Genomic DNA, 9,201 nt, shown 5'->3' on the forward strand with positions numbered 1-9,201 from the left:
AATTGGAGTATATTACAAGTATAAACCATATTATTTTGAATTTATTTTAAGGGAGAGATTATTGTGGAAAGAGTTATCGGAACAGTTGTTAGAGGACTTCGTTGTCCAATTATAAAAGAAGGAGACAAAATTGAAGAAATCGTAGTTGATAGCGTATTAAGAGCTTCAGCATCTGAAGGAATTTCTATTAATGATAAAGATATAGTTACTGTAACTGAATCAGTTGTTGCACGTGCTCAAGGAAACTATGCTTCAATAGATAACATAGCTACAGATGTTAAATCTAAGTTTGGTGATGATACAATTGGTGTTATATTCCCTATCTTAAGCCGTAACCGTTTTGCTATTTGTTTACGTGGTATTGCTAAAGGAGCTACTAAGAAAATAGTTTTAATGTTAAGCTATCCATCAGATGAAGTTGGAAATCACTTAGTAGATTTAGATCTTTTAGATGAAAAAGGTGTTAATCCTTGGACAGATGTTTTAACTGAAGCAAAATTCCGTGAATTATTTGGATATAACAAGCATCCTTTCACAGGAGTTGATTATATCGACTACTATAAATCTTTAATAGAAGAATACGGTATAGAATGTGAAGTTATCTTCTCAAATGATTGTAAGACTATTTTAAATTACACTAAGAGCGTTCTTACTTGTGATATACATACAAGATTTAGAACTAAGAGAATATTAAAAGCTAACGGTGGAGAAAAAGTATATAGCTTAGATAATATATTATCAGAATCAATTGATGGAAGCGGATGCAATGAAGCTTATGGATTATTAGGTTCTAATAAATCAACTGAACAAACAGTGAAGTTATTCCCTCGTGATTGTCAACCAATCGTAGATAATATACAAGCTTTACTTAAAGAAAAGACAGGTAAAAATGTTGAAGTTATGATTTACGGAGATGGCGCTTTCAAAGATCCAGTAGGTAAGATTTGGGAACTTGCTGACCCAGTTGTTTCTCCAGCTTATACTCAAGGATTAGACGGAACTCCAAATGAAATTAAATTAAAATATCTTGCAGATAATGATTTTGCAGATTTAAAAGGTGAAGAATTAAAAACTGCAATTTCAAATTACATTAAGAATAAAGAGGCTGATTTAGTAGGTTCTATGGCTGCACAAGGTACAACACCAAGAAGACTTACTGACCTTATTGGATCATTATCTGACTTAACTTCAGGTAGTGGAGATAAAGGAACACCAATAATCTTCATTCAAGGATATTTCGATAACTACACAAAATAATACTTAATTAAATATAATAGCCACTTAGATAAATTAACTTCTAAGTGGCTATTTTTCATATCAATATACTCTGGTTATCCAACCCTATGTTATAAATCAAATTTCATTGACTACAATACTTTTAAGTGATATTATTTTACTAAAACAGTTATTATTTAAATATTGATTATTTGTAGAGCTTGGTTGTTTTTAACAGATACCAAGCTTTTATTTATTTAATGGATATTCTAAGAAATAATAGTCTCATCTGCTAGTCTATTTTAGGCTATTATTTTCTTACATTTGCATAATATTAAAATATACTGATTGAAAGGATAATAATTATGAACTTTAAAACTTTAGGCATAAATGAAAATATAGTTAATGTACTAAACAAAAATGGAATTAAAACTCCAACTCCAATTCAGGAAGAAAGTATACCACAAATTTTATCAGGTAAAGATGTTATCGGAGAAGCAAAAACTGGAACTGGAAAAACTCTTGCTTTTCTTCTTCCCATTTTTCAAAACATATCACCTAATACTAATGGAACACAGGTGTTAATTCTGTCTCCTACTAGAGAATTAGCAATTCAAATAACAGAGGAAACAAAAAAACTTAATGTAAATAATGATATTAATATATTAGCTGCATATGGTGGTAAGGATATTGGAAGTCAATTAAAAAAACTTAAACATAATATACATTTGGTTATTGCCACTCCTGGTAGACTGCTTGATCATATTGATAGAAAAACTATCGACTTATCAAAGCTAAAAACTATAGTTATAGATGAAGCTGACCAAATGTTATTAATGGGATTTAAAAATGATATTGAAAAAATTATGAAAGCAGCTTCAAAAAAGCACCAAACACTTTGTTTTTCCGCTACTATGGATTCACAAGTAAAAAAACTTGCCTATAGATATATGATTGATCCATTATTTATAGACATAAAATCACCAACTATAGCTGTTGATAAAATCAAACAGCAAGTTGTAGAAACCACTGATAGATGGAAACAAGATGCCCTTTGTACTACTTTGCAAGAAGATAATCCATTTATGGCAATGATATTTTGTAGAACTAAACGCAGAGCTGATGTCCTTGAGATTGCACTTCATCAAAAAGGTCTTAATTGTCAAAAAATACATAGCGATGTTCCTCAGTCTAAGCGTGAAAGAATAATGAAATCTTTTAGAAATGCTGATATTCAATATTTAATAGCAACAGATGTAGCTGCAAGAGGAATAGATATTTCTGGTGTTTCACATATTTATAATTATGATGCTCCAGAAACTCCAGAAAGCTATATTCATCGTATAGGAAGAACAGGACGTGCAGGTGAAAATGGTTATACCTGTATGTTCATTGCACCAAAAGATTCTTATCATCTAAATGCAATAGAAAAAAAATTAGGATTTACAATACCTAGACGTGAAATTTAAAAGATTTCTTTTTATTTAGGCTATGTTTTAGCAGAGTGTTGATATATGCATAAGCAAAGTGGGTGGAGTAAATGAACTTAAGAACACTAAAATGATTATAGTCCCATTTTAGCTTGCTCCCAATATAAAATTAGGACAAGCAGTAAATGTGACAATACTCATTAAGGGTTCTAAAAGTCCATTTACAATGCCACTTTACCTATTGCATATATCAACACACATTTAAAACATAGCCTTTATTTAAAATATAATTTAGTATTTTTTTACTTCTTTACAGTGTTGTGCTATTGAATTAGCAACATTCATCCCACTATTTAAAGCCCCTTGCATCCACCCATGTTTATTTGAAGCATGTTCACCTGCAAAATACACTTTATCTTTATATTCTGATTTTGTCATTGAATATAAAAAGTTAGTATGTTGATTAGGTGTAAAATAACAGAACGCGCCTAAAATTCCAGGTTCATTATTCCAATTTATTGTTTTAAAATCCATTACTATTTTATCAAGATATTTACTTGGGAGACCATTCACCTTCTCAACTTGTCTTTTTATCGTTTCAAAACGCACATCATTATTTAAGTTTCCTAAACGTATAGCATCTTGTCCAAGATTATATGAAGCTAAAAGTACTCCATAATTATTATATTTACTATGTTTTTTTATATTATAATTATAATATGGATACCATATACTTTGAATTGGCAAATCGGTGTAAGATCCACCCCCTAATATTTTTTCATTATCATTACCTTTTTCCCAAAAACGTTCATTACACATAAAAAGTGTTTTTTGAGATGATGAATAATTTACTTCTTTTATTGCTTGCATTTTTTCAGTACTAAACATTGGAAATATATTCATATTTCTAAGACTGGAGAGAGGAATTGCACAAATAACATAATCAAAACTTCTACTGAAATTTTTTGAAAAATTTTTATATTTATACTCAAGTATAACTTTATTATTCTTATTATCATTAAATATACTAGTTACTGTTTTTCCATTTTCTAAAGTCACTTTTCCTAAATTCTTTTTTTCTATGTTAGTATATTCTTTAGGATTTTTAGAAATTAATGAATTATAAAAAGCAAGAGGTAAATTAACTGAACCACCAACTATTTCATATCTATAAGCATAATCTACACTATAGTCTTCTTGCAAATTTTCTAAATAGCTATTATCATAAAAAGCACCAAGAAAAGGAGCAACACATGATATGAGTTCTATAGCACCTTCACTTAAGTTCATTTTTTTTAATTCATCTCTTATACTTAAATTGTCTAAAGATTGAATTAGAACTGAATATTGCTTTTTTATATGTAATAGTTCATTTCTTATAGATGGATTTATCTTTAAAAGATTATCTGCTAGAGCATAATCTATAAGTTTTTGCCAAGAGGTATTTTTTTCTTCAGGAGTTAGATTAAATTCAGGATAAATTTTTTCCATTACATTTTTACCTTCAGAATCATTTCTTACACGTTTATTTCTTATGTACATAAATGCATTTTCATTTGTTTGGATAAATGGTCTTGTTTGTAAATTAAAAGTATTTATATAATGCCATGTACTTTCATGACTTATTGGTATACGCATAGCTCCAAGTTCACCATAAAAATTTTTATTTTTATCAAAATAATGTGTATAGACTCTACCACCAATACGGTTGCTTTGCATTTCAAAGATTGTAACATCAAAACCTAACTTTCTAAGTTCAAAAGCAGAAGATACGCCCGCAAGACCACCACCTATTATACCAACTTTAATTTCTTTACAATCTTTTGGAGAGGCAATTGTTGTAATATCATTTGGTGGAGCAAGTGCTGATATTATATCATCAAAATCTTCAATACGATTGGATTTTTCTAAAGCAGTTTTTAACATTTTATATCTTTCTTCATTGGATGGATTGAGTGATTGTATATATCTAAATTCTGCATTCATCTAAATTCAACTCCATTTTATAATGATATATTTAAGTTATATATTAAATATATTACTTTTTAAAAATAACATACCAATTATTTTTTAGATTAAAATTCATTAAATAAAGTATCTACATAAAAAATAAATAGAATTTATTACTCTAAACATAAAAATCCTTAACAGTACATTCCGGTATTGTCAAGGATTTTTCCTTTGATGAAAATTAATTCAACATATCATTTAATCGGGCATTAATATGAATCTAATTGTAAATAATATCGCAAATATGTATGAAAGTTCATGTACTTCTTTTCCTCTTCCAGTTGATACTTTCATGATAGGGTAAAATATTGTTTAGTTATAAAAGAATGTGTCCCTTATGGGAAATAACAAAAGATATTAATATAGATTTAGAATAGATATATTGTGAATTTTATAAAGGAAGATATGAAATCCTTATGCTTATAAATGCTCGAATTGCTATTTAGTTGTTTGAAAAATTTGTATAGTGATAATTCATCTGATATAATTGAGTTCATAAACATTTATACATATCTCCAAGTTGTATTTTGTGTAGGAACTTAATTATAATAAGGATTTTGTATAAATGTTTTTTATTCAATTGTAAAAATTATTGAAATGTTTTTTGCACTATCATAATTATATACATATCTTAATTTTGCATAAAAGTATAATTATTTTCCTATAAGTTTATCATTTGAATAGATATGTCCTGTTAACCAATCATTTAGAAGTTGCAATATACTGACTATATATTCATCTTGATCCTCATCAATCTTTGAAAAATCTACATCTTTAATTCTTTTTATAAACGCATCATGCTCAACTTTCTGAGTAAACATTCTTTTATAATTAATACTTTTCATGTATTCTTCTTCAGCATTAAAATGAAAAACAGTGTAGTCTTGAAGTTCTTTTATTAAATCTACTACTTTATCATATTTATCAATTGTAAGATCATTTTTTAATAAAGCATAAGTTCTATCAGCTATTTCAAAAAGAACTTTATGCTGTTCATCAATAAAATCTATTCCAGTCTTATATTCTTCTTTAAATTCATACATTAAACACTACCTTCTTTCAATCTTTATATTTTGTAATTATTATACACCCAATAATATATTTTATCAATTAATAATTATTACACATTAAAGCAAACTCCTAATTTAATAAAAGTAAAATAATGTGCAACAAAGTTTTATTGTACGCTATTTTACTTTTTAATATCATTTCTATTGTTACTTTTTAAATACTGATTTTTTCTGACCACATATTGGACAAATATAATCATCTGGTAATTCTTCAAATGGAATGTCTCCTGAATACTCATATCCACATACACTGCATACATATTTTTCACTCTTGTTTTCTACTTTTGTATCTTCTGCAATATAAGTTGGAGCATTTTTAGGGCTTTTTCCTTTTACAACTTTATGATAATAGGAATATGTCATAGCATCATCCTTTGAAAGAACATCTCCATCTATTACTTTACCTAAGAAAACAGTATGTGTATCTGTTTCCATCTTATTAACTACCTCACAGGTAATATAAGCACATCCTTCCGTTACAATTGGCATATTCCCTTTGATTTCATACTTTACTGAATCAAATTTATTTACATTTTTTCCAGACTGAAATCCAAAAGTACCAATGATTGATGGATCTGAATTCTCTCCTAAAATTGAAATTGCAAATTTTCCTGTTTCTTTAATACACTGATTTGTATAGTTATCATGATTTATACTAATTGCAATTGTCGCAGGTTCTGATGTAATCTGCATAGCACTATTAGCTGTACAACCAGTTGGTCTTCCTTCATCCCATACAGAAATTATATAAACTCCATATGATAGGTTTCTAAATGCGTTGTTATTCATAATTGTTGCCTTCTTTCATATATAAAATTTATAATTCTCTAATTTTAAAATTAATAATTCTCTGCTTTTATTTCAAAATAGCTTTGTGGATGTGAACATACAGGACAAACTTCTGGAGCCTTCTTCCCAATACATATGTGTCCACAATTAGAACATTTCCAAATTACATCTCCATCCTTTGAAAATACTAAATCATCTTCAATATTAGCAAGTAATTTTTTATATCTTTCCTCATGCTCCTTTTCAATCTTAGCAACCTCTTCAAATAAATATGCAATCTTATCAAATCCTTCTTCTTTTGCTTCTTTTGCAAAGTTTACATACATATCTGTCCACTCGTAATTTTCGCCTTCAGCAGCTGACTTTAAATTATCAGAGGTATTGCCAATTCCATTTAAAAGTTTAAACCACATTTTAGCATGTTCTTTTTCATTATTAGCTGTTTCCTCGAAAATAGATGCTATTTGTACAAATCCATCTTTTTTAGCTTTTGATGCAAAATAAGTATACTTATTTCTTGCTTGAGACTCTCCTGCAAATGCAGCCCATAAATTAGCTTCTGTCTTTGTTCCTTTTAAATTACTCATAAATCATCTCTCCTTATAATATACATTAGTTAACTATTTTTATTTGTTAATTATTTTTATTTGTATATGTAATATTATATCATTATGCATATTAAATTCCAATTTTTTTAACAAATTTTGATGTTATATATAATAAAAATTTAAAGTCTGATCAATAACTATCCTTTTATTTACGCCTCTTTATTTGCATATTTTAAGTTCGATATTAAATATTTTACTAAATACTATTTTTGTATTTAATTCTTTTACTAATAAGTGAGATGACTCTGACTCTATACTGTCCTGTAAAATCTATATTCATTTTTTCTTAATTATGGTATATAATAAAAAAAAGAAAGAGGAGGTTATTTAGATGAGTTTTAAAATAAATGATACTGTAACTTGGGTTGGAAAAATCGATTGGGAATTAAAACAATTCCATGGAAATGAATTGTCTACAGATAAAGGTTCCTCATACAATTCATATTTAATCAAAGATGAAAAGACAGTATTAATAGATACTGTTTGGACACCATTTACTACAGAATTTATTACTAATTTAAAAAAAGAAGTAGATATACAAAAAATTGATTATATAGTTATGAACCATTCTGAAGTTGATCATAGTGGTGCCTTAGTAGAACTTATGAAAGAAATACCTAACACTCCAATTTATTGTGCTAAAAATGGGGTTAGAATATTAAAAGGACTTTATCATCAAGATTGGAACTTTGTGGAAGTGAAAACTGGAGATACATTAGATATCGGTAAGCATAAACTTACTTTTATAGAAGCTCCAATGCTTCATTGGCCAGACACTATGTTTACATATTTATCAGGTGAAAATATATTATTTAGTAATGATGGTTTTGGTCAACATTATGCTTCAGAGCTTATGTATAATGATAAAGTTGATCAATCAGAACTATATCATGAAGCACTAAAATATTATGCAAATATTTTAGCTCCATTTAACAGACAAGTTGCAAAGAAAATTGAAGAAATATTAAACCTTAACTTACCAATTGATATGATTTGTCCAAGTCACGGTATAATATGGAGAGATAATCCAATGCAAATAATAAATAAGTATGCAGAATGGGCAAATGAATATGCAGAAAACCAAATAACAATAATATATGATAGTATGTGGAATGCAACAAGAAGAATGGCAGAATGCATAACAGAAGGAATAACAAGTAATAATAAAGATGTTGTAGTAAAAATTATTAATTCAGGTAAGACTGATAAGAATGATGTAATTGTTGAAGCATTCAAGTCAAAGATAATTCTTTTAGGTTCCTCAACTATAAATAATGGTATTTTGGCTTCAACAGCTTCAATTCTAGAAATGATAAAAGGTTTTAAATTTAAAGGCAAAAAAGGAGCAGCTTTTGGTAGTTATGGTTGGAGTGGTGAATCTATAAAATTAATTACAGAAGAATTAGAAAAAGCTGGAATTAAGACAATTAATTCAGGAATAAGAGAATTATGGACTCCTGATGAAGAAGCATTAGAGAGATGTAGAGAGTTTGGAAAAAATATTGCAGAAGAGCTTTAATTATATACATATTTACAATTAATAATTTGCTTTATATACAAGGAAATTATTATTCTTATAATATGTATATTTAATTAATATTACTAATTCAAAGGAGGATTTATATTATGGAAAAATACGTTTGTACAGTATGTGGTTATATTTATGATGAAGCAGCAGGTGATCCAGATAATGGTGTTGCATCTGGAACAAAATTTCAAGATATTCCAGAAGATTGGGTTTGCCCATTATGTGGAGTTCCAAAATCAGATTTTGAAAAAGAAAACTAGTATAAATTTTAATTAATATAATAAATAACATATAATGCACAATGTTTTTGTCTATGTGCATTATATGTACCTCTTCTATATAACATATATAGTAATGTATGTATCATCATTACATCTTTTACAGCAGCATTGCAGGTTTTCTTTTACGTCTTTTCCTAATCCTGATTTATATTAATTATACAATGAATGTGGGTTCTTCAGAATTCACATTTTTTTATTCTTTAGGAATTTATATTATTAAAAAATTTGTGGATAACTTTTAAAATAATGTGTTTTAAAGGTATTATGAGT

General features: G+C 27.6%; 8 protein-coding genes. 4 read left to right on the forward strand and 4 right to left on the reverse strand.

Features of this window, described 5'->3' with window-relative positions; all coding sequences use genetic code 11:
* Nucleotides 1–63 precede the first annotated feature (63 nt).
* Together RGC78_RS00595 and RGC78_RS00600 are read left to right on the forward strand one after the other, a co-directional pair.
* Nucleotides 64–1,257 (forward strand): coenzyme F420-0:L-glutamate ligase, encoded by a 1,194-nt coding sequence (locus RGC78_RS00595; RefSeq protein ID WP_252214254.1) that lies wholly within the window; start codon nt 64–66, stop codon nt 1,255–1,257.
* A 323-nt stretch (nt 1,258–1,580) separates the two neighbouring features.
* Nucleotides 1,581–2,684 (forward strand): DEAD/DEAH box helicase, encoded by a 1,104-nt coding sequence (locus RGC78_RS00600; RefSeq protein ID WP_252214256.1) that lies wholly within the window; start codon nt 1,581–1,583, stop codon nt 2,682–2,684.
* A 252-nt stretch (nt 2,685–2,936) separates the two neighbouring features.
* Here the strand turns inward: RGC78_RS00600 and RGC78_RS00605 are convergent, their stop codons facing one another.
* From RGC78_RS00605 to rbr, 4 genes are all read right to left on the reverse strand, one after another.
* A complete protein-coding gene (locus RGC78_RS00605) occupies nt 2,937–4,631 on the reverse strand; it encodes a flavin monoamine oxidase family protein (RefSeq protein ID WP_252214258.1) in 1,695 nt (564 codons plus the stop codon).
* Nucleotides 4,632–5,308: 677 nt separating this feature from the next.
* A complete protein-coding gene (locus RGC78_RS00610; RefSeq protein WP_205449427.1) occupies nt 5,309–5,698 on the reverse strand; it encodes a bacteriohemerythrin in 390 nt (129 codons plus the stop codon).
* A 174-nt stretch (nt 5,699–5,872) separates the two neighbouring features.
* A complete protein-coding gene (locus tag RGC78_RS00615; RefSeq protein WP_252214260.1) occupies nt 5,873–6,514 on the reverse strand; it encodes a flavin reductase in 642 nt (213 codons plus the stop codon).
* A gap of 50 nt (nt 6,515–6,564) precedes the next feature.
* Nucleotides 6,565–7,101 (reverse strand): rubrerythrin, encoded by a 537-nt coding sequence (gene rbr / locus RGC78_RS00620; protein WP_252214262.1) that lies wholly within the window; start codon nt 7,099–7,101, stop codon nt 6,565–6,567.
* Between the two features lie 352 nt (nt 7,102–7,453).
* On the opposite strand from rbr, the gene RGC78_RS00625 reads away from it, so the two are divergent.
* Nucleotides 7,454–8,641, forward strand: coding sequence for an anaerobic nitric oxide reductase flavorubredoxin (locus RGC78_RS00625; RefSeq protein ID WP_252214264.1), 1,188 nt, complete (start codon nt 7,454–7,456; stop codon nt 8,639–8,641).
* A 107-nt stretch (nt 8,642–8,748) separates the two neighbouring features.
* The gene (gene rd / locus RGC78_RS00630; protein WP_252214266.1) at nt 8,749–8,910 is read left to right on the forward strand and encodes a rubredoxin; all 162 of its coding nucleotides are present in this window, start codon (nt 8,749–8,751) and stop codon (nt 8,908–8,910) included.
* The last annotated feature ends 291 nt before the right edge of the window (nt 8,911–9,201 follow it).

Source organism: Clostridium aquiflavi (assembly GCF_031344075.1).
GTDB lineage: Bacteria > Bacillota > Clostridia > Clostridiales > Clostridiaceae > Clostridium > Clostridium aquiflavi.